Source organism: Streptomyces sp. NPDC060064, from assembly GCF_042736455.1.
Lineage (GTDB): Bacteria > Actinomycetota > Actinomycetes > Streptomycetales > Streptomycetaceae > Streptomyces.
The window spans coordinates 92761-115096 of record NZ_JBHWWF010000029.1 but is presented as its reverse complement, the minus strand read 5'-3'; the positions used below and the strand labels follow the sequence as shown (position 1 = coordinate 115096).

The following is a 22336-nucleotide window of genomic DNA, read 5'->3' as shown; positions in this document are numbered from 1 at the left end:
TGACTTTTGGCACGCTGTTGAGTTCTCAAGGAACGGACGCTTCCTTCAGACCCTTTTCACGGGGCCCTCCGGGCGCTTCCCTTCGGTGTTTCCAAACTCTATCAGGCTCTTTTGCTCTTCCTGACCACCGCCCTGCGGACATGCAGAGGTTTAGACCAGTTAGAATCTCGGCTTGATAGCTGCTGCCGACCCCCGACTCAACGTCGCGTTGGGGTCAGGCAGGGGTTCGACACTACCGGTCGCCGGGAGACGAGGCAAATCGTTTCCGGTGCGCACCTAGGTCCGCCAACTGGTAGCACTCACGCGGAACTAGGACTTCTTGTGACTTACCCTTCTGAACAGTGCGTCGTCCAGGACAGGCAGTGACGACGCCGTACGAATCTCCGCCCCTGGGAGGCTCCATGACCACAGTGACGTCCCCTCTTGCCGGACGTGCCATCGGACTCGCGGCTGTGCCTGATCCGGTGTTCTCCGGTGCGATGGTCGGCCCCGGTACTGCTATTGACCCCGTGCGTGAGCCGTCGGAGGTCGTCGCCCCCGTTGACGGCGTCATCATCTCCCTGCACCCGCACGCCTTCGTCGTCGTCGACGATCAGGGGCACGGAGTGCTGACGCACCTCGGCATCGACACTGTTCAGCTCAACGGCCAAGGCTTCGAGCTGCTCGTCAACAAGGGCGACACTGTCCAGCGCGGACAGTCCGTGGTGCGCTGGGACCCGTCGGCCGTCGAGGCTGCCGGGAAGTCCGCCATCTGTCCGATCGTGGCGCTCGAGGCCACGGCCGACTCCCTCTCCGACGTCCGCGAGGACGGCGACGTGAAGGCCGGCGACACCCTCTTCGGCTGGCAGTGACGCCGACGCCGCGGTGGCGGCGTCAGTTGGACATCCATCGCGGCGGCAACTGCCGTCGCTCAATCGGAGACGGGTCAAATGCAGACAACGCTGCGAGGCGTCGGCGTGAGCCACGGTGTGGCGATCGGCGAGGTTCGGCACATGGGCACGGCGGTCCTGGAACCGCCGGCCAAGCAGATTCCGGCGGAGGACGCGGAGCGCGAACAGGGGCGCGCTCGCAAGGCCGTGGAAGCTGTGGCCGCCGACCTGATTGCTCGGGGCAATCTGGCAGGTGGCGAGGCGCAGGCTGTGCTCGAGGCGCAGGCCATGATGGCGCAGGACCCGGAGCTCATGGCAGACGTGGATCGGCGCATCGCCGTCGGCAGCACTGCCGAGCGCGCGGTGTACGACGCGCTCGCCGCGTACCGCGCGCTGCTGGCGGGTGCCGGTGAGTACCTGGCCGGTCGGGTCGCGGACCTCGATGACGTACGGAACCGGATCGTCGCTCGGCTGCTCGGCGTGCCGATGCCGGGTGTGCCGGACAGCGACGAGCCGTATGTACTGATCGCGCGGGATCTCGCGCCGGCGGACACCGCGCTGCTCGACCCGGCGTTGGTGCTCGGGTTCGTGACCGAAGAGGGCGGACCGACGAGTCACAGCGCCATTCTGGCGCGGGCGCTCGGAGTTCCCGCCGTGGTGGCGCTGCCGGGCGCCTGTGAGCTGGCCGAGGGCACACTGATCGCGGTGGACGGCAGCACGGGCGAGATCTTCGTCGAGCCGAGCGACGAGAAGCGCGCCGAGATGGAGCGGGCCGCGGCGGAGCGGAAGGCCGCCCTTGCCGCTACCAGCGGGCCGGGGGCGACATCGGACGGGCACAAGGTGCCGCTGCTGGCCAATGTCGGCGGACCCGCCGATGTGCCGGCCGCGGTGGAGGCCGGTGCCGAAGGTGTCGGGTTGTTCCGTACGGAGTTCCTCTTCCTCGACGACAGCAAGCAGGCGCCGTCCGAGGAGAAGCAGGTCGAGGCGTACCGCAAGGTGCTCGAGGCATTCCCCGAGGGCCGGGTGGTCGTGCGGGTACTGGACGCCGGTGCGGACAAGCCGCTCGACTTCCTGACTCCGGCCGACGAGCCGAACCCGGCGTTGGGTGTGCGCGGGCTGCGCAGTCTGCTGGACCACCCGGAGGTGCTGCGGTCGCAGCTGACGGCGCTGGCCAAGGCCGCCGAGGGGCTGCCGGTGTACCTCGAGGTGATGGCGCCGATGGTGGCCGATCGCACGGATGCCAAGGCGTTCGCGGACGCGTGCCGCGAGGCCGGGCTGCGGGCGAAGTTCGGTGCGATGGTGGAGATTCCGTCCGCCGCGCTGCGGGCGCGTTCGATCCTGCAGGAGGTGGAGTTCCTTTCGCTGGGGACCAATGACCTCGCGCAGTACACCTTCGCCGCCGACCGTCAGGTGGGTGCGGTGTCGCGGCTGCAGGATCCGTGGCAGCCGGCGCTGCTGGATCTGGTGGCGCTGTCGGCCGAGGCCGCGAAGGCCGAGGGCAAGAGCTGTGGTGTGTGTGGTGAAGCCGCCTCCGATCCGCTGCTCGCGTGTGTGCTCACCGGTCTCGGTGTGACCTCGCTGTCCATGGGTGCGGCGTCGATTCCGTATGTGCGGGCGACGCTGGCGAAGTACACGCTCGCCCAGTGCGAGCGGGCTGCCGCCGCGGCCCGTGCCACGGACACCGCCGAGGAGGCCCGCGTGGCCGCCCGGGCGGTGCTCTCCGGCGAGTAGTCGGTATCAGTAGGCGGGTTTCAGCAGACGGATGCCGAAGGGGCTTCCTGCCGGGGACGGCAGGGAGCCCCTTGGGCGTTCAGTGATGGTTCCCCGGGTCGTCGGTGGTGATGTCGAAGCCCGCGCAGTACTCCACCCCGGGCTCCGGGGACAGTGGTTCGCCGGTGGTGGCGTCGGTGCAGTAGGCGCTGAAGACCTCGCCGGCGGTGAGCGGGAGGAGTCGGCCCTGGTGGAGCCGCCAGCCGTGGAGGTGGTCCGGGGCACCGGGAGCGCTTGTACGAAGGACTACTCCGCCAGGGCTCTCGAGGGCGATGCCTGCCGCGAGGACGGTGACGAACTCCGCGCCCTCGGAGGCGTCCAGGTGGGCGGGTGCCGCTGTGGCTCCTTCGGCGTGCAGGACGGCGAGGAGTTGTTCACTGGAGGCGGGGACGCTGCAGACGAGGTGGTGTGTGCCGGGTCCGGCCTCCTCGAGCAGTCGCATCAGGATGCGCGAGGCCCGGTCGAAGGCGGTCCTGCCGATGTCCTGGCCGCAGTCGGCGCACTCTCCGAGGTCGGCGAGGAGCATCGTGGCGTACTCCCAAGTGGCCTGCCGGACTGCCTTGTTGATGAGCTGGGGCAGCAGGCTGTCGAGGGGCTGGCCGGTGTACGGGACGGTGGCGCCGCGGCCGGCGATTTCCGCGGTGTAGCGGGAGCGGCTCATGGCCGCGTCGGGATCGAGGCCCGCTTCCGCGCAGTACTCCGTGAAGTCCTCGGGATCGAAGAGTGCGACGGTGGTGTGCAGTTGCCGGGAGGCGAGGGTTCTGAGCAGGTCGTCGACCTGCCGGAGGTAGCTCGCGTGGTCGTCGAAGGTGAAGGTGCGGTAGCGGCGCATCGCGGTGAAGTCCTGCTCGTCGGCCAGCAGGCCTACGGTGCCGGGGACTTCGCGGCGCAGGGTGCGCCGCATGGATGCGTTGTTCCTGGACCGTTGATGTGTGGACCGCGTTGACCGCTTGGGCCGGCGGGACTGCTTGGACTGCTTGGTGTACGCCATCTCTCCCCCTGAGCACTGTTGACTACTGGTGACTCACCGTAACTGGCGGCACTGACAATGCGGGGTCGGGCAGTTGGTTCCGTACGAGCCGGCTCTGGGCGAAGCAGGTGGCCACCAGTCCGGCACCCAGCAGTGCCCAGCCTGCGGGGCCTGCCGCGATGGCTCCGGTGACGATCAGCGGGCCGGCGCTGCGCTGGGCCGATGCGGCCACTCCGTGCACTCCGAGGTAGGCGCCCTGTGCCTCGTCGGGGGCGAGAGCGACGGAGAGTTCCCAGGAGATGGTGGCGTGGAGGATCTCCGCCAGCGTGAGTGCGGTGGCGGCGAGGACAAGTGCGGTGATCGCGAGCCAGCGGCTGTCGACTGCGGACACACTCATGGCGAGGGTGCCGGCCGCGAAGGCGACCGCGAGCGGTCCGAGCAGCCGCCGGGCGGCCTGTGTGGTGGCGCCGAATCGGGCGAGGGGGATCTGGAGGGCCACCACCATCACGTTGTTCAGGACGAGCAGAAGCGGGGCCAGGCCGTGCGGGGCTTCGGTGGCGTGCACGATCCAGAGCGGCAGCCCGACCATGAAGACCGCGTCGTCGAGGAAGAGCACCGCTTCACTGGCCACGTAGAGGAGATAGGTGCGGTCGCGCCAGGGGTTGGCGGGCTTCGCGGCGGCGGTCGTGCTGCCGGATCCGGTGACGACGCGTGACGGGGCGGGGGGCTCGCCGCAGCGCAGGGTCAGGAGGGCGGCGCACAGGGAGGTGAGCGCGTTGCCCGCGAGAAGTGACTGGTACGCGGCGGTGGTACCGATGCCGAGGGCGGCCGCGGCGGCAAGGCCGCCGATGGCGAAGCCGGTGTTGCCGACGGTGCGGTTCACGGCCTGGTAGCGGACGCGCTCGGAGCCGGCGATGCGGGCGGCGTAGAGCTTGGTGAGGACGTTGGCCGCGCGGTCGCCGAGACTGCCGAAGGCCGCGATGACCAGCAGCGGTGCGAAGTGGTCGGTGGTGAGCAGGGCGAGGCCCGCGGTGGCGCGCAGGAGCTGGGCGGCGATGAGGACGCGGGTGATGGGCAGCCGGTCGGCGATACGGCCTGCGATCGGCGCGCCGGCGATGCCGATACCGGCGGAGATCGAGATGAGGAGACCCACCTCGGCGATGGACAGGCCGGTGACGTAGGTGAAGTAGAGCGCCTGTGTGGCGGTCCAGAGGCCGTTGCCCGTCTTGTCGACCAGGGTGATGCCCAGCATGCGACGCCCGTCGCGGCCTCCTGGGATGCGGTCTTTCAGTGCGGCCCGGCGGTGGAGCAGGCTCACCGGTTCCCCCCTTGACGTGAGTTATGTATTGATACATAGTTAGTTACGTGGCAGCACAATATTCGATCGAGGGTACGACCGCCAAGGGGATTGCCGCGTCCGTCGAACGGGCCGTGGCGGACGGGGGCTTGGGGCCCGGGGACGCCCTGCCGCCTGTCCGGCGGCTCGCCGACGATCTCGGGGTCAGCGCCGGGACGGTCGCGACGGCGTACAAGGAGCTGCGTCGACGCGGTGTCGTGGTGACGCGTGGACGGGGCGGGACGGTGGTCTCCGCGGCGCCGGCAGTGGCTTCCCGGCGGCCGCCGAAGGTGCCCGAGGGGCTGCGGGATCTGGCCGGCGGGCACCCCGATCCGGTCTTCCTGCCGGACCTGATGCCGCCCGCGCGACTCTCCCCCGGGGCCCGTTCGCACCGTTCGGCCCCCAGGCTGCCGGAGCTGGAGCAGTCGGTCCGGGCCTGGATCGGTGACGAAGGGGTGCCGGTCGAGGACATCACCTTCGCGCACGGGGCGCTCGACTGTGTGGCGCGGCTGCTCTCCACCGAGCTGCGACCGGGCGATGCGGTGGCGATGGAGGATCCGGGCTACCACCATCTGCTCGATCTGGTGCAGGCGTTGGGGCTGCGGTCGGTGGCGGTGGCGGTGGATGACGAGGGCATGCGGCCGGAGGCGCTGGACGCGGCGCTGCGGGCGGGGGCACGGGCCGTCGTGTCCAGTCCGCGGGCACAGAATCCGTACGGTGGCTGCTTCTCGGCCGGGCGGCGCGACGCGCTGGTGGACGTACTGCGGGACTCGCCCGAGGTACTGGTGATCGAGAACGACCACGCCTCGGACATCTCGGGCGCGCCGCTCAACTCTCTCACCGCGGGAGCCCTTTCACGCTGGGCGCATGTCCGGACCGTCACCAAGTATCTGGGGACTGATCTGCGGTGGGCCGCGGCCGCCTGCGATCCGACGACGCTGGCGCGGCACGACGGCCGGCTGCTGCTGACATCCGGCTGGATCAGTCATCTGCTGCAGCGGACCGTGCTCGGGCTGATGACCGATCGGGACACGATGGCGCAGGTGGGGCGGGCGCGTACGGCCTACGGGGAGCGGCGAGCGGCCCTGGTGGCCGCGCTGGGCTCACATGGTGTCGACGCACATGGTGTGAGCGGTATGAATGTGTGGGTGCCGGTGCGGGACGAGTCCGCAGTCGTCAACGGGCTGCGGTCCAGGGGCTGGTGGGTCGCGGCAGGGGCGAGGTTCCGGATCGCCTCGGGGCCGGGTGTAAGGATCACGACGGCGGAGCTGGAGCCGGCGGAGGCGGGGAGGCTGGCCTCGGACTTCGCGGCGGTGCTGGGTGAGTCCGAGGCCACGTACGGGGGGTAGTGCGGTTTTTCTGCCGGGGCCGTCCGGCTGCCGTTTTGTCCTCAATCGCCGGACGGGCTTGGTTTCCGGCACCCGCGCCTCGGAAACCGGACGGGCTTGGATTCCGGCACCCGCGCCTCGGAAACCGGACGGGCTTGATCTGGGGCTCGTTGCTAGCCGCGTTTGCGGGCGATGTCTTCGTAGAATCGCAGCAGTTCGAGATTGTCGACCGAGCCGGGGTTGACCGCCTTCGCCAGTGCCGTGCCCTGCAGGAGGCGCTTCACCGGCACCTCGATGCGCTTGCCGGTGAGGGTGTGCGGGACGCCGGGGACCTCGATGATGTCGTCCGGGACATGCCGCGGGGAGAGCTGTTCGCGGATCGTCTGCTTGATGCGCGCCCGCAGGCCGTCGTCGAGGGTGGCGCCTTCGGAGAGGTGGACGAAGAGCGGCATCCAGTAGCCGCCGTCCGGTTCCTCCAGGCCGATGACCAGCGACTCGCGGATCTCCGGGAGGCGTTCGACGGCTTCGTAGATGTCGGCCGAGCCCATCCTGACACCCTGACGGTTCAGCGTCGAGTCCGAGCGGCCGTGGATGACGACGGAGCCCCGGTCGGTGATGGTGATCCAGTCGCCGTGCCGCCAGGCGCCGGGGAACATCTCGAAGTAGCTCTCGCGGTAGCGGCTGCCGTCGGGGTCGTTCCAGAACCGGATCGGCATGGACGGCATGGGCTTGGTGACGATCAGTTCGCCGACCTCGCCGATGAGCGGCTTGCCCTGAGGGTCCCAGGACTGGAGGTCGGTGCCGAGACAGGCGGCCTGGAGTTCGCCGATGTGCACGGGCAGAGTGGGCACCGCGCCGGCGAAGCAGCTGCACACGTCCGTGCCACCGCTGACCGAGGCGATCCACAGGTCCTCGGCCACCTCGTCGTGCAGCCAGCGGAAGCCGTCGGGCGGGAGCGGGGAGCCGGTGGTGGCGACGCATTTGATACGGGAGAGGTCGTGGTCGCGCGCGGGGTGGACGTCCGCCTTGCGGCAGGCCATCACGTATGCGGCGGAGGTGCCGAAGAGGGTGGCCCGGGTGCGCTCGGCGATGCGCCACTGTGCGCCGGTGTCGGGGTAGCCGGGGCTGCCGTCGTACAGGACCACCGTGGTGCCGGTGAGCAGGCCGGAGACGAGGAAGTTCCACATCATCCAGCCGGTGGAGGTGTACCAGAAGAAGCGGTCCTCGGGGCCGAGGTCACAGTGCAGGCCGAGCTGCTTGAAGTGCTCCAGCAGGATGCCGCCCTGCGACTGGACGATGGCCTTCGGCAGGCCCGTCGTGCCGGAGGAGTACAGCACCCAGAGCGGGTGGTCGAAGGGGACCTGTTCGAAGACGGGTTCAGCGTCACCGGCGGTGACCGCGGACCAGTCGTGGGCGCCTTCGGGGGCTTCGGTGCCGAGCAGCGGGATGTGGATCACGGCGCGCAGGGTGGGCAGTTCGCGGCGCAGCTCGGCGACGGTCTCGGTGCGGTCGTGTGCCTTGCCGCCGTAGCGGTAGCCGTCGACGGTGAACAGGACGACGGGCTCGACCTGCTGGAAGCGGTCGAGGACGCTGCGGGCGCCGAAGTCGGGCGCGCAGGAGGTCCAGACCGCGCCGACGGCCGCGGTGGCGAGCAGGGCGGTGACCGCCTGCGGGATGTTCGGGAGGTAGCCGCTGACGCGGTCTCCGGGGCGTACACCGAGGGCACGCAGTTCGGCGGCGAGCGCCCCGACCTGGCGGCGCAGCTCCGACCAGCTGATCGGCGTCGGCTCATGTGTTTCGTCCACATGCAGCAGCGCCGCGTCATGGGCGCGGGCCGGGTCCTCGGCGGTGCGCAGCGCATGCTCCGCGTAGTTGAGGGTGGCACCCGGGAACCACTGGGCGCCGGGCATGGCGGGATCGGCGAGAACACGCTCGTACGGAGTGGAGAACCGCACATCGAACCAGTCGGCGACCGCCCGCCAGAAGGTCTCGAGCTCGTCGACGGACCAGCGGTGCAGCGCCGCGTAGCCGCCCTCGGCCGGGGCTCCGTGGCGCTCGGCGGCCCAGGCCTGGAAACGGGTGATCCGGGCGGCTGCGATGCGGTCGGGGTCCGGCTGCCAGAGAGGGGCAGGGTTCGCTGCTGAGGTCATGGTGCGGCTCCCGGGTGGCTCTACGCGGTGTCTGCGTGTGTCACGCGCACGAGCGGGGTGTGCGCGTGACGCGGCTGACAGGGACGATGCCATGTGATCGTCATTCGCACCAGGGCTCACCACCCATGGTCGGACGAGGGTATATGTGCTCTGACCACGGGTGAACGGGAGTTGAACAAACCCCACGTACGCCCCGCCGGATGGCAGGGTGAGCTGCATGGACGGTCGTGGGCTGGTGCGCTCGGTGAAGATCTTCGGAACGGTGCGGGGGCTGCGCGCGGCACGCTCGGCATGGCGACAACGACGGACCGACGCCCGGGGGCTGCCCGCCCGGGGAGCGGAACGGGCCAGGGTGCCCGGACAGGTGAGCGGCGCCGAGCCGCTGCCCGGCGGCGGGATCATACGGTTCGCCCGTTCGGAGCTGCGCATCCGGGTCGCGGCCGGTGGGGCGGTCTTCTGGGGCTGGGACGGCGCGGAGCCCGAGCCGTCGTACGCGCTCGACGGCACGCCTCCCGAGCCGGATCCGCGCGCCGTGCTGGAACCCGACAAGGACGACGGCTGGCGCGTGGTGTCGGAGCGGGTGACGGTCGAGGTCTCCCGGCACGGCGCCGTCGAGATCCGGACGCCCGGCGGTGTCGTACTGCGCCGGGATCTGCCGCCGCGCTGGTGGGAGCCGGTGCAGGGTGGTCCGGCGCGGTGGGTGCAGCGGACCGAAGTACCTGCGGACGCGCGTTTCTTCGGGCTGGGCGGCCGGGCGTCCGGACCGCGGCTGCGCGACGGCACGTACCGGCTGTGGAACACCGACCCCAGGGGCAGCTTCGGTCCCGAGGACGATCCGCTGTACATCACCATGCCGGTGCAGTTGGTGGTCGCCGACGCGGGTACCCATCTCGCCTTCCACGACAACTCCTGGGAGGGCCGGGTCACCCTGCGGGAGGGCGAGGAGGGCGCGGGCTCCGGGCACGACCGGCCGGGCACCAGTGAGGTTCGGATGGGCGGCGGGCCGTTGCGCTGCTGGGTGGTCGTGGGCACGCCCGCGCGCGTACTGGCCGGCTGGACGCAGCTGACGGGCGCGCCCGCGCTGCCGCCGTCCTGGGCGCTGGGCCCGCAGCATGCGCGGTGGGGTTTCGGCAGCGAGCAGGAGGTGCGCCGGATCGTCGCAGGCTACCGGGAGCGGGAACTTCCGCTGTCCGCGGTCCATCTCGACATCGACCACTACGACGCGCACCAGGTCTTCACCGTCGACCGGGAACGTTTTCCCGATCTGCCGGCGATGGCCGGGGAGCTGCGCGAGGACGGGGTCCGGCTGGTCTCCATCGTCGATCCGGCGGTGAAGGCGGAAGCCGGGAACGCGGTGTACGACAGCGGGAAAACGGCGGGAGCCTTCGTGCGGGACGCACGGGGCAAGGAGGTGCGGGGCGTCGTCTGGCCCGGCGACTGTGTCTATCCGGACTTCACCGATCCGGCGGTCCGCCGGTGGTGGGGAGAGCTGTACGAGGAGCGGCTGGCGCAGGGGTTCTCCGGAGTGTGGCACGACATGAACGAACCGGTGTCCTTCACGCCGTTCGGCGATATGACGCTGCCGCGCTCCGCCCGGCACGCGCTGGAGGGGCGTGGGGGCGACCACCGGGAGGCCCACAATGTGTACGGCCTCGCGATGGCGCGCGCCGGGTACGAGGGGCTGCGGCAGCTGCGCCCGCAGGAGCGGCCTTTCCTCTTCTCGCGCTCCGGCTGGGCGGGTATGCAGCGGTACGGAGGCACCTGGTCAGGAGATGTGTCCACCGGCTGGCCCGGGCTGCGCGCCTCGCTCTCCCTGGTGCTGGGGCTCGGGCTGTGCGGCGTCCCGTACTCCGGTCCGGATGTGGGCGGCTTCGACGGCATTCCGTCGCCTGAGCTGTATCTGCGCTGGTTCCAGCTGGGGGCGCAACTGCCGTTGTTCCGTACGCATGCGGCGATCGACGCGGGGCGCAGGGAGCCTTGGGAGTTCGGCCCGCAGGTGCTCGCCTGTGCGAAGGCGGCGCTCGCCGAACGGGAGCGGCTGCGCCCCTACTTCGTCACGCTGGCGCACCTGGCGAGGCGGACCGGGGCGCCGTATGCGCGGCCGCTGTGGTGGGCGTCTCCACAGGACCGGGTGCTGCGCGACTGTGAGGACGCCTTTCTGCTCGGCGACGCGCTGCTCGTCGCGCCGGTGCTGGAGCGCGGGACGGACCGGCGGGCGGTGCGGCTGCCGCGCGGCCGGTGGTACGACACGGCGACCGGGCAGGCGTACGAGGGGCCGGGGCAGGTGCTGGTGGACGCGCCTCTGTCGCGTATCCCGGTGCTGGCGCGGGGTGGCGCGGTGATCCCGGTACGGGGCGCGGACGGCGGGATGGAGCTGGAGGTGTGGGCGCCGGCCGAGGGGCGCAAGGGCGGCGGTCTGGTGGTCCCGGACTTGGGTGACGGCTGGGAGCAGGCGGAGGTGGAGCGGTATACGACGCGGCTGGTGGACGGGCGGGTCGTGGTGAAGCAGATCAAGGGGGACGGGTCCGCTCCGCCGCGGTGGCGGGTGAGGGTGCACGGGCTGGGTGGTCAGCCGTAAGGGCACGCGGCTCTTCCCGATCCACACTCACACGCGGCTTCCGGTCCGCACCCACAGGCGGCTTCCGGTCCGCACTCAGCCGTAGTGGCCGGCGAACCAGTTCCGTACGGCAATGGTGTGCAGCGGGAACGCCAGCTCGGCGGGGCCGTGCAGCAGATGCCAGCCGTCCGTCTCGTCCGTGGGCGCCGGGCCGGGGAGGTCCGCCGCGGTACGTTCCGGCAGCAGGCCGAAGAGGAGGAGATAGCCGTCCGGCGAGCTCAGCGCGTCGGCGAGCCGGACGTCCGCGCGCGCCGCCTCGATGCCGGTTTCCTCCCTCAGCTCCCGTACGACCGCCTGCTGCCAGTCCTCGCCGTGGTCGATGAAGCCGCCGGGCAGGGCGATGCCGCCGCGCTGCGGTTCGATGGTGCGGGTGATGACGACGAGTCCGGTGCCGTCGGCGTCATGGGCCGGAAGCAGCGCGATGGCGACGGGCAGCGGATTGCGGTACGCGGTCTCGCCGCAGGCCGGGCAGGTACGGGGCCAGCCGGCGAGAGGGCCGTACGGCGCTCCGCAGTTGCCGCAGTGGGAGTCCTTGGGCACGCGCGGACTGTATCCGATCACCCTTTCCCGCCGGGCCGGGAAGTGGTAAACGGTGGGCGCATGACTGGACTTGCTTCCGCGTTCCGCGCCCTCGCGGCGGCCGCCGCTCTCCTCGCCATCACCGCGGCGACCACCCCCATGGCGCAGGCCCATCCTGAACCGAAGGCTCCGAAGGAGTTCGTGGCGCTGCGTACCGTGGACCCGACGATCATCCAGGAGATGCGTTACAAGACCGTGCACAACTTCGTGGGCGAGCCGGTGGACGGCTACCGCCAGCCGCTCTGCATCGTCACCCGGCCCACCGCGCAGGCGTTGCACCGGGCGCAGTCGAAGCTGCTGCGGCAGGGCTACTCACTCAAGGTGTACGACTGCTACCGGCCCCAGCGGGCCGTCGACCACTTCGTGCGGTGGGCGAAGGACCTCGAGGACGAGGCGATGAAAAAGGAGTTCTATCCTCAAGTCGACAAGTCCCGGCTGTTCGAGGACGGTTACATAGCGGAGAAGTCGGGGCACAGCCGGGGCAGCACGGTCGATCTCACCATCGTGAAACTGCCGGCCCTGCCCACCAGGCCCTACGTCCCCGGCGAGCGTCTCGTCCCGTGCTACTCGCCGAAGTCCGAGCGTTTCCCGGATAATTCCGTCGATATGGGGACCGGCTTCGACTGCTTCGACACGTTGTCGCACACCGATGACCCAAGGATTCAGGGCGAGCAGCGCGCCAACCGGCAGTTGCTGAAGAGCACCCTGAGCGCGGTCGGCTTTGTGAACCTTCCCGAGGAGTGGTGGCACTTCACCTTCAAGCCGGAGCCCTTCCCCGACACCTTCTTCGACTTCCCCGTGGCGTGGCGTTCGGTCGCCGGGCACTGACGGTTCTCCGCCGAGGGTTTACGGTGCCGATATGGCGCAGCAGACATTTGATTCGTACGAGGAGTTCTGGCCCTACTACGTCGCGATGCATTCCAGGTCCGCGACCCGCTGGGCCCATCTGACCGGCACGCTGACCGGCCTCGCGGTGAGCGCGTACGGGCTGGCGCGCGGGCGGAAGCGGTATGCGGCCGCCCTGCCGCTGATCGGCTACGGGACGGCCTGGCCGGCCCATTTCTTCATCGAGAAGAACAACCCCGCCACCTTCGGGCATCCCGCCTGGTCGCTGCGGGGCGACGTGCAGATGATCCGGATGATGCTGGCCGGCCGGGACGGCGAACTGGCCGAGATCGCCGCGAAGTGGCTCGCCGAGAACCGCTGACCGTGGCACACTTCTGACGTTCCGTCAGATTGCGGTGCCGGGGAGGAACCTTGACGCGCACGCCCGTGGTGGCCGGATGGTTCACACAGGACAGCGGTGAGGAGGACTTCCGCCTGCTGGGCACCCGCTGTACGGCCTGCTCGTCGGTCTTCTTCCCGCGCGAGGACTCGTACTGCCGCAACCCGGCCTGCGCGGGCGGGGAGTTGGCGGAGGTGCCGCTCTCCAAGCGGGGACGGGTGTGGTCGTACACGGACGGGCGCTACCGCCCGCCGGCGCCGTATGTGTCCGACCCGGAAGCGGAGTGGGAGCCGTACGCGCTGCTCGCCGTCGAGCTCGAGGCCGAGCGGATGGTCGTCCTCGGTCAGGCCGTGCCGGGGATGACCGTCGCGGAGCTGGCGGTCGGCATGGAGGTCGAGGTCGTACCGGGTGTGCTCAACGAGGATGCGGAGACCGTCTGGACGACCTGGCACTGGCGGCCCGTGGGAGCGGCGTCATGACCGGCGACGTGGCGGTCCTCGGGGCCGGAATGCACCCCTGGGGCAAATGGGGCCGCAGCTTCGTCGAGTACGGCACCGCAGCGGCCAGGGCGGCGCTGGCCGACGCCGGGATCGACTGGCGGCAGGTGCGGTCGGTGGTCGGCGCGGACACGATGCGCTGCGGCTATCCCGGGTATGTGGCGGGGGCGACGTTCGCACAGGCACTGGGCTGGCAGGGGGCACGCGTCACCAGCGTCTACGCGGCGTGCGCCTCGGGCGCGCAGGCGATCAACACCGCACGCTCCCAGATCCTTGCCGGGATGGCCGACGTGGTGCTGGTGGTGGGCGCGGACTCGGCGCCGAAGGGATTCTTCGCACCCGCCGGGGGCGATCGGCCGGACGATCCGGACTGGCTGCGCTTCCGGGTGCTCGGCGCGACCAACCCCGCGTACTTCGGGCTCTACGCCCGCCGCCGTATGGCCCAGTACGGGGACACTCCCGAAGACTTCGCGCTGGTCAAGGTCAAGAACGCGGCGGCGGGCGCGCTCAACCCCAACGCCCGCTACCGCAAGACCGTTTCGGCCGAGGACGTCGCCGCCTCCGCTGTGGTCGCCGATCCGCTGCGGCTGCTCGACATCTGCGCGACCTCCGACGGCGCGGCCGCGCTGGTGCTGACCAGCATGGACTTCGCGCGTCGGCACGGGGCCGCCGACCCGGTCCGTATCCGCGCCGTCTCCACCGTCACGCCGACCTATCCGAAGGCCGTACTCGACCTTCCGGACATCGCGACCGACTCGGCGGCCGCCGTGGAACCCTTCCCGCACTCCTTCCGCGCCTCGATCGCGCTGGCCGCGTACGAGGAGGCGGGCATCGGGCCCGACGACCTCTCGCTCGCCGAGGTGTACGACCTGTCCACCGCGCTGGAGCTGGAGTGGTACGAGGACATCGGTCTGTGCCGGGCGGGTGAAGGAGCCAAGCTCGTACGCGAAGGTGCCACTGCGCTCGGCGGGCGCATCCCGGTGAACGTCAGCGGCGGGCTGGCGTCCTTCGGCGAAGCCGTGCCCGCCCAGGCCATCGCGCAGGTCTGCGAGCTGACCTGGCAGCTGCGCGGTGCGGCCGGAGAGCGCCAGGTGACCGGTGCCCGCGCCGGGATCACCGCGAACCAGGGGCTGTTCGGCCATGGTTCGGCGGTCATAGCTGTTCGCTGAGCGGACCAGCCAGGCGTACTCCCGCTGCCTTACGTTCCCCGCTAGCGTGTCAACACACCGTTCGTGAACTGCACTTGCTGTCAACGACCTTGACGACCCATCACGGCCGGTGAACACTGCCTCATCGTCGGCATCGCCGCACTTCGGCACGCTCACCACGCTCGTCACGGACGCCGGGCGGGGTATGGACTCCCCTGCCTTCGGATCCGTAGCCATGGAACGCCATGGAGCACGAACGCCATGGAGCACGCACCCTGCACGGAGGACCGTGGCAGGGCCCCCGGGCGAGGGCCTAGGAGTTGCCATGAGCAATGGAGACATTTTCGTCGGTGAAGTCATCGGCACCGCGATACTCATCCTCTTCGGCGCGGGCGTCTGCGCCGCCGTCACCCTCCATCACTCCAAGGCGAAGGCCGCAGGCTGGGTCGTCATCGCCTTCGGCTGGGGTTTCGGTGTGCTGGCGGGCGCTTACACCGCCGCTCCGCTGTCGGGCGGTCATCTGAATCCGGCCGTGACACTGGGCGTCGCCGTGGACACCGGGGAGTGGAGCAAGGTTCCGCTGTACATCCTCGGACAGATGATCGGCGCGATCCTCGGCGCCGTACTCGCCTATCTCGTCTACTTCGCGCAGTTCCAGGCCAACGCGGACGAGAAGAACGCGCAGCCCACGCTCGGGATCTTCTCGACCGGTCCGGAGATCCGCAATCCTGCCGCCAACCTGATCACCGAGATCATCGCGACGATCGGTCTGGTGCTCCCGATACTGGCCTTCGGCAAGAACGACGGCATCGGCATCGGCCAGATCCCCGGGCAGAACGCCGGGATCTACGGCTCCGGCATCTCCATCCTGCTGGTCTCGCTGCTGGTCGTCGGCATCGGTCTGTCGCTCGGCGGGCCGACCGGCTACGCCATCAACCCGGCTCGCGACCTGGGGCCGCGCATCACCCACGCACTGCTGCCGATCCCCAACAAGGGATCCTCCGACTGGGGTTACGCCTGGGTGCCGGTGGCCGGACCCGTGATCGGCGGGCTGCTGGCCGGCCTCATCTTCAACGCAGCCTTCTAGGCCTTCCGGCCTCATCGACAAGGGGACGTCATGACGGACAGGTTCGTCGCCGCAATCGACCAGGGCACCACGTCCAGCCGCTGCATCATCTTCAACCAGGACGGCGCGATCGTCGCCGTCGACCAGCGTGAGCACCGCCAGATCTTCCCCAAGCCCGGCTGGGTGGAGCACGACGCCACCGAAATCTGGTCCAAGGTCCAGGCCGTGGTGGCGGGGGCCATCGCCAAGGCCGGGCTGCGCGCCGACCAACTCAGCGCGCTCGGCATCACCAACCAGCGGGAGACGACGGTCCTGTGGGACCGCGCGACCGGCAAGCCGGTGCACAACGCGATCGTCTGGCAGGACACCCGTACCGCCGCGCTCTGCCATGAACTGGGCGGCACGGACGGGCAGGACCGTTTCCGCGACACGACGGGACTGCCGCTCGCCAGCTACTTCTCCGGGCCGAAAGCGGCCTGGCTGCTGGACAATGTGCCCGGGCTGCGCGGCCGGGCCGAGCGCGGTGAGATCGCCTTCGGCACCATCGACTCCTGGCTGATCTGGAACCTCACCGGCGGTACGGACGGCGGCGTCCATGTCACCGATGTGACCAACGCTTCGCGCACCATGCTGATGAACCTGCAGAGCCTCGAGTGGGATCCGGCGATCCTGTCGGCGATGAATGTGCCGCAGGCGATCCTTCCCGAGATCAAGTCCTCGGCGGAGGTGTACGGGACGGCTGTCGGCCAGCTCTCGGGCGTGCCGGTGGCATCCGCGCTCGGCGACCAGCAGGCCGCGATCTTCGGGCAGGCCTGCTACGACACCGGCACGGCCAAGAACACCTACGGCACCGGCAGCTTCCTGCTGCTCAACACCGGCAACCGGCCCGTGGCCTCGAAGAGCGGGCTGATCACCACCCTGGGCTACAAGATCGGCGAAGAGGCGCCGGTGTACTGCCTGGAGGGGTCGATCGCTATCACCGGCGCTCTGGTGCAGTGGTTCCGGGACCAGCTCGGCATCATCCGCAGCGCGGACGAGATCGAGACGCTGGCGGCGAGTGTGGACGACAACGGCGGGGCGTACATCGTCCCGGCGTTCTCCGGGCTCTTCGCCCCGTACTGGCGCTCCGACGCGCGTGGTGTGATCACCGGCCTGACCAGGTATGTCACCAAGGCGCACCTGGCGCGGGCGGTGCTGGAGGCGACCAGCTGGCAGACACGTGAGGTCGTCGACGCGATGTACCAGGACTCCGGGGTGCAGATCACCACGCTGAAGGTGGACGGTGGCATGACGTCCAACAATCTGCTGATGCAGCATCAGGCGGATGTGCTGGGGGTGCCGGTGATCCGGCCGAAGGTCTCCGAGACGACCTGTCTGGGGGCGGCGTACGCGGCGGGGCTGGCGACCGGCGTCTGGTCCGACCTCGACGAGCTCAAGGCGCACTGGAAGCGTGATGTGGAGTGGTCACCGCGGATGGAGGCGCAGATCCGCGAGCGCGAGTACCACAACTGGCGCAAGGCGGTGGAGCGGAGCTTCGGCTGGGAGGAGGACGGCGGCCAGTCCTGAGGCGGCGCGCTGACGACTCGGCGCTCTTGAGCGGGCGATCCTGAGCCGGCCGCAACAAGCTCACGGCCCGTACCCCAGTCGGTGGGGGTACGGGCCGTGTCTCTGCCGGAGCCGCCGGGCTCAGGTGGTGGCGTGCTCAGGTGGTGGCGTGCTCGCGCTGCCGGTCGGCTCGGGTCAGGGCGTGCTCCACCACCGCCACCAGCACCTCCTTGACCGACTCGCGTTCACGCGCGTCGGTCATCAGCAGCGGCACCTCGGAGTCGAGGTCCAGCGCGGCACGCACGCTCTCGCCGGGGAAACGGCCTGCCCCTTCGAAGCAGTTGACGGCCACGGTGAACGGGATGCCACGGCGTTCGAAGTAGTCGATCGCCGCGAAGGAGTCCTCCAGGCGGCGGGTGTCGGCGAGGACGACCGCGCCCAGCGCGCCCTGCGCCAGCTCGTCCCAGAGGAACCAGAAACGGTCCTGCCCCGGTGTGCCGAAGAGATACAGCACCAGGTCCTCGCGGAGCGTGATGCGTCCGAAGTCCATGGCGACCGTGGTGGTCGTCTTGTTCTCGACGCCTTCGATGTCGTCGACGGGCCGGCCGGCCTCGCTCAGCGTCTCCTCGGTACGCAGCGGTCTGATCTCGCTGACCGCGCCCACCAAGGTTGTTTTGCCCACGCCGAATCCGCCTGCCACCAGGATCTTCAGCGTCACCGGTTCGACGGGTGGCTTTCGGCGGCTAGAGCGCCCGAAGACCATTGATCACCTCGCGGAGAATGCTCACGTCCGGCAGTTCGGCCGGCGGAACGGGACGGGTTACATGCACCAGTGCGTCCTCGACGAGATCGCCGACCAGGACGCGGACCACTCCGACGGGAAGGTCCAGGATGGCCGCGAGTTCGGCTATCGATTGAGGGGTGTCACCACAGCGCTCGACTATTTCGACATGCTCCGGGGAGAGCAACTGGTCGCGGCCGGGGTCGTCGGCCGCGAGCTCCGGGACGACCAGAGCGATCAGGTCGAGGCGGTGACGGGGCGCGCTGCTGGTCCGTCCGCGGGTCATCGCGTACGGACGGACTACGGGGCCCGCTTCGGCATCGAAGAAGTGGTGGGGCTGCTGAGCGTACTGAGCTGACTCACTCATGCCATCCACTCACCCTCCGGTGCGCAGACCGGACCGGGGCGCGGTGGTGAGGTGGACGCCGACCCGCTTGACCATGAGCGTCATCTCGTACGCGACCTGGCCGACGTCGGAGTCGGAGTCGGCGAGCACGGCCAGACAGCTGCCGTCGCCCGCCGCCGTGACGAACAGGAAGGCCTCGTCCAGCTCCACGACGGTCTGCCGGACCCTGCCTGCCTCGAAGTGGCGGCCGACGCCTTTGGCGAGGCTGTGGAATCCCGAGGCAACGGCGGCGAGATGCTCGCTGTCCTCACGGGTGAGGTCCCGGGAGGTGCCGGTGGCCAGTCCGTCGCTGGAGAGCACCAGTGCCTTGCGGATGCTGGCGACGCGGTCGACCAGCTCGTCGAGGAGCCAGTTGAGCTCGCCGGAGCCGTTGGTGGTGGGATGGGCGCCGTGGGCGTTGGGTGCTGCGGCGTGCGGTGCGGTCATCGACCGTCCCCCTCAGATGTCGTTCCTGGTGCGGTCTCGCCGGGGCCGGCGGCCTGGTCGGTGGCCTCGGCATCTTCGGCGTTCTGCAGGCGGCCGCGCTGCCAGCCTCGCTGCATTGAAGCCATGCGGGAGCGTACTTGTTCCGCGTCCCGCTCGATCTCCTGCTCGGTTGCCGGTGCGGGCGGCTGCCCGGCGGCGCCGGACGTCTCCCTGAGCTGGGGGGCGAGGCTGGCCTGGCGGACCCGACGGGGCAGGCCGTCGAGCGTGGCCGGGGCCGGTTCCGCAGCGGGGCGCGGTGCCGGTGTCGGTTCCGGAGTGGGTACGGGTGTGGGTGCGGGTAGCGGGGTGGGTGCCGGCCAGGCCGCGGGGCGTGGATCGGGAGCGGGCGCGAGTGGAGGCTCCGCGCTGCGCCCGGGGCCGGGAGCCGGGGCGGGGTGGGCCCGGCCCCGCTCGTCCACCCTGCGGCCGTGGTCGGAGACCAGGGTCGGAGGCTTGCGGCGCGGCAGTGGCACCGGGCCGCCGATCTGCCCGGGCGACTGGTCCCGCGCCTGCTGGTGCTGCTCGTCCGGGGTTTCGCGACGACGGTCCCGGGCGCGGGCACGGAAGATTCCGCCGCGTTCGCTCTCCGTGTCCTCGATGTCGGCGATGGAGTCGCCTCCGCCGAGCACCGGCCGGTCGTCGAAGCCCAACGCGCCCACGGGCGCCTCCAGTTCGACGGGTCCGTCCAGGAGCGTGGAGCCGTTGAGACCGGTGGGGACCTGGGCGAGCGCCGCGGGCCTGCCGTCGCTGCCGCGGCGTCCGGCCGCGCTCTCGCTCTTGCGGTCGAGACGGAAGCCGGTGCCCTGGGTCTCCGGAGCGTCGGTGAGCACGGCCGCGGGGATGAAGACGACCGCGGTGGTCCCGCCGTACGGGGAGGGCTGCAGCGAGACCCGGACGTTCTGGCGCTGGGCAAGCCGGCTGACGACGAAGAGGCCGAGCCGGTCGGTGTCGGAGAGCTCGAACTCGGGGGTCTCGGCGAGCCGCAGATTCGCGTCCAGCAGCCCTTCCGGGGCCATGCCCAGGCCGCGGTCGTGGATTTCGAGCGTGAAGCCGTTGGCCACCCGCTCACCGTGCACCTGGACGGCGGTGTGCGGGGGCGAGAACACCGTGGCGTTCTCGAGGAGTTCGGCGATGAGGTGAGTGAGGTCGGCGACCGCCGGACCGCCGACTCCGATACGCGGCAGCCGGCGCACCTCGATGCGCTCGTAGTCCTCGACCTCGGCGACCGCGGCCCGTACGACGTCCATCAGCTGGATCGGCTTGCGCCACTGGCGGGACGGTGCGGCGCCGGAGAGGATCACCAGGCCCTCGGCGTGCCGGCGCATACGGGTGGTGAGGTGGTCGAGGCGGAACAGGTCAGCGAGTTCCTCGGTGTCCTCGGTGCGCCGCTCCATGGTGTCGAGGAGCGTGAGCTGGCGGTGCAGGAGGACCTGGTTGCGGCGGGCGAGATTGACGAAGACCTCGGAGACTCCGCGGCGCATCTCGGCCTGGCGGACGGCGGCCTCGACGGCGGCCCGCTGCAGGGTGTTGAGCGCCTGGCCCGCCTGGCCTATCTCGTCCTTGTCGTAGTCGAGGCGCGGGGCCTCGGTCTCGACGTCGACATGCTCGCCGGCTGCGAGGCGGCGCATCACGCTGGGGAGGCGGACGCCGGAGACCTCGTGGGCCTCCTTGCGCAGCCGGGAGAGGTCGCGGACCAGGTCCCGGCCGATGCGTACGGAGACGATCACCGAGACGAGGAGGGCGAGGAAGCCCAGTACGCCGGCGATACCCGCCTTGACGAAGACGCTGTATGCCGAGGGCTCGACCCGGTGCCGGTAGCGGACGTCCGCTTCTTTGGCCTCGCGGACGAGGTCGTCGAGGACGGGTGTGGCCGCGGCCTGCCAGCGTCCGGCTTCGGACGCGCCCGCGTCGCCGACCGGGCCGGCCTGGATGAGGCGTTCCTCGGTGTCGCGCAGGGGCGCGGTCTTGGGGCTGCGCCAGTACTGCTCGTAGATCTCGCGTTCCTTGGCGGGCAGGACTTCGAGATTGGTCTCGTAGTACAGCTCGCGCTTCGCCACGAAGTCGGAGAGCGAACGGATCTCATCGGCGGTGATCTTGCGGGTGGTCAGCGAGGAGGCGATCAACGCGTCCTCGCGGGACAGCATTTCGGCGGCGCGAACGAGGCCGACGAGTGCGCGGCCCTGGCGCTCCATGTCGACGTCGTCGAGGGCATGGAGTGTCAGCAGGAAGCTGTAGCAGGGGTCGACGAGCCGGTTGTAGAACTCCAGGGCCTGGCTGCGGGAGACCGTGCCCGCCTCCACGGAGCGGCGCAGGGCGCCGAGGCCGTCGAGCGCGTCGAGGAGAGAGCTCAGCTTCTGCGAGGCGTCGGACCGCATGTCCTCGCGGATTCCGGACTTCTCAATATTCGATTTGATCTTGGCCACGGCCCGGTCGGTGGCCTCACGCCGATCGCGCAGGGAGGGCAGAGCGTCGGAAGCCCGGCGGTCGGCAAGGTAGATGAGCGTCTGGCGGCGCTCCTTCTGGATGACGATGGCGGTGTCCGCGACCGGATAACCGACCTTCTTCACCACGGAATTGACATCCAGAAGCTGACTGGCATCCCGACCGGTCAGTACGGTGGCGAAGCCCCAGAGCGCGGTGAGGGAGACAAGCGGCACCAGCAACAACGCCACGATCTTCCGGCGGATGGACTTCCCGCGAAAGCGCATGGCCTCCCCCTGCTCAACCCCCGCACGGTGCGGGTGGTGTTCCGTCAACAAACGGCGTGAGCCTACTACTGTCACACGGACAACTCGAAGGCTCGTCCGGATGTTTTTCGGCCGACGACAGGCGCGTTGATCATGGGTTGTCCTGGTATTCGGGGAGATGGCATTCCGGCGTTGGTGGACCACACCTGGCGGCACGTCATCTTTCGGACCGTCACAGATGGCTGGAATTCTTCGCTCTGCGGGAATCTTCCTGCCTGGTCAATCGTCATTCTGTACGGGGCTCGGGGATCCGCAGGCGCCACGCACATCACATTCGGCTCGGCTTCGCCCCGGCTTTGGATTCGGCGGCCGGAGTAGAGCAGCGGAATCCGGGCAGCCACCCTGAAGTCGGACAGAGGTGGGAGTGACAGGGTCCATGGACACGGACGAGCGTCGCAGCGGGGTGCGGGCGACGAGTTATGCGAATGTCCCACGGCAGCTCTGGGTGGAGGAGCCGGCGGTGAGCCGGCGCATGGCCGATCCGGTCCGTACGGCAGCGGTCCGCGCGGTGATCATCGCTTCACTGACGATGATTCAGGGAATGGTCGCCTTTCTCTGCACGCTCACCGGGGCCTGGCTGGCCTTCCCGATGGTGCTCAGCAGCGTGGGCAGCACGGTGGTGGCGACGTGGGCGGTGCTGGACGTCTGGGTGACCCGCCAGGTGTGGAACCAGCGCAATGGCGTGGTGTCCATACCGAGCAGCACGGCACGGCAGCTGCGACGTGAGCGCCGCAGGGTGCGGCGGACGGCCAGGGCGGCCGCCCGCCGGGCCGAGCGGATACGGCGAGGCGGCTCGGGCAGGCTCTCGCAAGCCTGAACGCCGTGCCTCGTGGGTGA

The 22336-nt window shown here is 70.0% G+C and carries 19 protein-coding genes; 11 read left to right on the top strand and 8 right to left on the bottom strand.

Annotated features, from left to right (window positions below):
* Positions 1-401: 401 nt before the first annotated feature.
* Both ACFWDI_RS29820 and ptsP read left to right on the top strand, forming a co-directional pair.
* Complete coding sequence (locus tag ACFWDI_RS29820; protein ID WP_327322183.1) at positions 402-851, top strand: PTS glucose transporter subunit IIA; 450 nt, start codon at positions 402-404, stop codon at positions 849-851.
* A gap of 78 nt (positions 852-929) precedes the next feature.
* Entirely contained in the window at positions 930-2600 is a 1671-nt protein-coding gene (gene ptsP, locus ACFWDI_RS29815) for a phosphoenolpyruvate--protein phosphotransferase (protein ID WP_385308665.1), read from the top strand.
* A gap of 79 nt (positions 2601-2679) precedes the next feature.
* On the opposite strand, the gene ACFWDI_RS29810 is transcribed toward ptsP, so the two are convergent.
* Together ACFWDI_RS29810 and ACFWDI_RS29805 are read right to left on the bottom strand one after the other, a co-directional pair.
* Positions 2680-3543: a hypothetical protein gene (locus tag ACFWDI_RS29810; protein WP_385308663.1), complete on the bottom strand. Its 864-nt coding sequence runs from the start codon at positions 3541-3543 to the stop codon at positions 2680-2682.
* A gap of 109 nt (positions 3544-3652) precedes the next feature.
* The gene (locus ACFWDI_RS29805; protein ID WP_385308661.1) at positions 3653-4927 is read right to left on the bottom strand and encodes an MFS transporter; all 1275 of its coding nucleotides are present in this window, start codon (positions 4925-4927) and stop codon (positions 3653-3655) included.
* A 47-nt stretch (positions 4928-4974) separates the two neighbouring features.
* Here ACFWDI_RS29805 and ACFWDI_RS29800 point away from each other — a divergent pair, with 47 nt between their 5' ends.
* Positions 4975-6294 (top strand): aminotransferase class I/II-fold pyridoxal phosphate-dependent enzyme, encoded by a 1320-nt coding sequence (locus ACFWDI_RS29800; RefSeq protein WP_385308659.1) that lies wholly within the window; start codon positions 4975-4977, stop codon positions 6292-6294.
* Positions 6295-6446: 152 nt separating this feature from the next.
* Here the strand turns inward: ACFWDI_RS29800 and ACFWDI_RS29795 are convergent, their stop codons facing one another.
* Entirely contained in the window at positions 6447-8423 is a 1977-nt protein-coding gene (locus ACFWDI_RS29795) for an acetoacetate--CoA ligase (protein ID WP_385308657.1), read from the bottom strand.
* A gap of 217 nt (positions 8424-8640) precedes the next feature.
* Between ACFWDI_RS29795 and ACFWDI_RS29790 the strand changes: the two genes are divergently transcribed.
* Positions 8641-11001: a glycoside hydrolase family 31 protein gene (locus ACFWDI_RS29790; RefSeq protein ID WP_385308655.1), complete on the top strand. Its 2361-nt coding sequence runs from the start codon at positions 8641-8643 to the stop codon at positions 10999-11001.
* A gap of 75 nt (positions 11002-11076) precedes the next feature.
* On the opposite strand, the gene ACFWDI_RS29785 is transcribed toward ACFWDI_RS29790, so the two are convergent.
* Positions 11077-11580 carry an NUDIX domain-containing protein gene (locus ACFWDI_RS29785; RefSeq protein ID WP_385308653.1) on the bottom strand — a complete coding sequence of 168 codons (504 nt, stop codon included), beginning with the start codon at positions 11578-11580 and terminating at the stop codon, positions 11077-11079.
* Between the two features lie 60 nt (positions 11581-11640).
* On the opposite strand from ACFWDI_RS29785, the gene ACFWDI_RS29780 reads away from it, so the two are divergent.
* The 6 genes from ACFWDI_RS29780 (at position 11641) to glpK (ending at position 17121) form a co-directional block, all read left to right on the top strand.
* Positions 11641-12447, top strand: coding sequence for a M15 family metallopeptidase (locus tag ACFWDI_RS29780; RefSeq protein ID WP_385308651.1), 807 nt, complete (start codon positions 11641-11643; stop codon positions 12445-12447).
* A gap of 31 nt (positions 12448-12478) precedes the next feature.
* Positions 12479-12826: an Mpo1-like protein gene (locus ACFWDI_RS29775; protein WP_385308649.1), complete on the top strand. Its 348-nt coding sequence runs from the start codon at positions 12479-12481 to the stop codon at positions 12824-12826.
* A 65-nt stretch (positions 12827-12891) separates the two neighbouring features.
* Entirely contained in the window at positions 12892-13323 is a 432-nt protein-coding gene (locus ACFWDI_RS29770) for a Zn-ribbon domain-containing OB-fold protein (protein WP_385308677.1), read from the top strand.
* Positions 13320-14510: a lipid-transfer protein gene (locus tag ACFWDI_RS29765; protein ID WP_385308647.1), complete on the top strand. Its 1191-nt coding sequence runs from the start codon at positions 13320-13322 to the stop codon at positions 14508-14510. The genes ACFWDI_RS29770 and ACFWDI_RS29765 overlap by 4 nt, the downstream gene beginning before the upstream one ends.
* Positions 14511-14814: 304 nt before the next feature.
* Positions 14815-15576, top strand: coding sequence for an MIP/aquaporin family protein (locus ACFWDI_RS29760; protein ID WP_385308645.1), 762 nt, complete (start codon positions 14815-14817; stop codon positions 15574-15576).
* 30 nt (positions 15577-15606) lie between these two features.
* On the top strand, positions 15607-17121 hold the full coding sequence (gene glpK / locus ACFWDI_RS29755; protein WP_385308643.1) for a glycerol kinase GlpK: 1515 nt from the start codon (positions 15607-15609) through the stop codon (positions 17119-17121).
* Positions 17122-17257: 136 nt separating this feature from the next.
* Here the strand turns inward: glpK and ACFWDI_RS29750 are convergent, their stop codons facing one another.
* From ACFWDI_RS29750 to ACFWDI_RS29735, 4 genes are read right to left on the bottom strand one after another with little or no spacing between them, the layout of a single operon-like run.
* Positions 17258-17863, bottom strand: coding sequence for an ATP/GTP-binding protein (locus ACFWDI_RS29750; RefSeq protein WP_385308641.1), 606 nt, complete (start codon positions 17861-17863; stop codon positions 17258-17260).
* A complete protein-coding gene (locus ACFWDI_RS29745) occupies positions 17844-18248 on the bottom strand; it encodes a DUF742 domain-containing protein (protein WP_385308639.1) in 405 nt (134 codons plus the stop codon). The genes ACFWDI_RS29750 and ACFWDI_RS29745 overlap by 20 nt, the downstream gene beginning before the upstream one ends.
* A 9-nt stretch (positions 18249-18257) precedes the next feature.
* Positions 18258-18713: a roadblock/LC7 domain-containing protein gene (locus tag ACFWDI_RS29740; RefSeq protein ID WP_385308637.1), complete on the bottom strand. Its 456-nt coding sequence runs from the start codon at positions 18711-18713 to the stop codon at positions 18258-18260.
* Complete coding sequence (locus ACFWDI_RS29735; protein ID WP_385308635.1) at positions 18710-21460, bottom strand: nitrate- and nitrite sensing domain-containing protein; 2751 nt, start codon at positions 21458-21460, stop codon at positions 18710-18712. Before ACFWDI_RS29735 ends, ACFWDI_RS29740 begins: the two co-directional genes overlap by 4 nt.
* Positions 21461-21875: 415 nt before the next feature.
* On the opposite strand from ACFWDI_RS29735, the gene ACFWDI_RS29730 reads away from it, so the two are divergent.
* Positions 21876-22316 (top strand): hypothetical protein, encoded by a 441-nt coding sequence (locus ACFWDI_RS29730; protein WP_385308633.1) that lies wholly within the window; start codon positions 21876-21878, stop codon positions 22314-22316.
* Positions 22317-22336: the final 20 nt, after the last annotated feature.

What these genes read in the sequence shown, in the direction of transcription:
- ACFWDI_RS29795 (WP_385308657.1), bottom strand. Translation starts at nt 8,423, where the DNA reads ATGACCTCAGCAGCGAACCCTGCCCCTCTCTGGCAGCCGGACCCCGAC.
- ACFWDI_RS29760 (WP_385308645.1), top strand. Translation starts at nt 14,815, where the DNA reads ATGAGCAATGGAGACATTTTCGTCGGTGAAGTCATCGGCACCGCGATA.
- ACFWDI_RS29745 (WP_385308639.1), bottom strand. Translation starts at nt 18,248, where the DNA reads ATGAGTGAGTCAGCTCAGTACGCTCAGCAGCCCCACCACTTCTTCGAT.
- ACFWDI_RS29740 (WP_385308637.1), bottom strand. Translation starts at nt 18,713, where the DNA reads ATGACCGCACCGCACGCCGCAGCACCCAACGCCCACGGCGCCCATCCC.
- ACFWDI_RS29750 (WP_385308641.1), bottom strand. Translation starts at nt 17,863, where the DNA reads ATGGTCTTCGGGCGCTCTAGCCGCCGAAAGCCACCCGTCGAACCGGTG.
- ptsP (WP_385308665.1), top strand. Translation starts at nt 930, where the DNA reads ATGCAGACAACGCTGCGAGGCGTCGGCGTGAGCCACGGTGTGGCGATC.
- ACFWDI_RS29765 (WP_385308647.1), top strand. Translation starts at nt 13,320, where the DNA reads ATGACCGGCGACGTGGCGGTCCTCGGGGCCGGAATGCACCCCTGGGGC.
- ACFWDI_RS29820 (WP_327322183.1), top strand. Translation starts at nt 402, where the DNA reads ATGACCACAGTGACGTCCCCTCTTGCCGGACGTGCCATCGGACTCGCG.
- ACFWDI_RS29775 (WP_385308649.1), top strand. Translation starts at nt 12,479, where the DNA reads ATGGCGCAGCAGACATTTGATTCGTACGAGGAGTTCTGGCCCTACTAC.
- ACFWDI_RS29810 (WP_385308663.1), bottom strand. Translation starts at nt 3,543, where the DNA reads ATGCGGCGCACCCTGCGCCGCGAAGTCCCCGGCACCGTAGGCCTGCTG.
- glpK (WP_385308643.1), top strand. Translation starts at nt 15,607, where the DNA reads ATGACGGACAGGTTCGTCGCCGCAATCGACCAGGGCACCACGTCCAGC.
- ACFWDI_RS29730 (WP_385308633.1), top strand. Translation starts at nt 21,876, where the DNA reads ATGGACACGGACGAGCGTCGCAGCGGGGTGCGGGCGACGAGTTATGCG.
- ACFWDI_RS29780 (WP_385308651.1), top strand. Translation starts at nt 11,641, where the DNA reads ATGACTGGACTTGCTTCCGCGTTCCGCGCCCTCGCGGCGGCCGCCGCT.
- ACFWDI_RS29735 (WP_385308635.1), bottom strand. Translation starts at nt 21,460, where the DNA reads ATGCGCTTTCGCGGGAAGTCCATCCGCCGGAAGATCGTGGCGTTGTTG.
- ACFWDI_RS29790 (WP_385308655.1), top strand. Translation starts at nt 8,641, where the DNA reads ATGGACGGTCGTGGGCTGGTGCGCTCGGTGAAGATCTTCGGAACGGTG.